Below are 258 nucleotides of genomic sequence, written 5' to 3' on the forward strand. Positions count from 1 at the left end.
TCAGTAGAGTGTGCGGCAGAGGTGAGTCTTCGCACTAATCATCATTATTTATTTTGTCACAGTAAGCGAGACCATCGCTTACTGTGGTGGTTGTGACTGCTGTCGAACAAGTGGAATTCTTCCGAATTCCCTTTTCGCAAACACTTCACAATACTTGTCGTAGCCTATAGACCTGCTAAGGTTATAGGGACAAGCCTTACGGGCAATTAGTACTGGTTAGCTTAATGCATTACTGCACTTCCACACCCAGCCTATCAA

Annotated in this window: 1 rRNA gene; it reads right to left on the reverse strand. The window is 44.6% G+C overall.

Annotated elements, in window-relative coordinates:
- Positions 1 to 185: 185 nt before the first annotated feature.
- A 23S ribosomal RNA gene (locus ACO0LM_RS28800) occupies positions 186 to 258 on the reverse strand; the annotation flags it as partial.

Origin of the sequence: Undibacterium sp. Di26W (assembly GCF_049340265.1) — a bacterium.
In the GTDB taxonomy this organism is placed as follows: domain Bacteria; phylum Pseudomonadota; class Gammaproteobacteria; order Burkholderiales; family Burkholderiaceae_D; genus Undibacterium.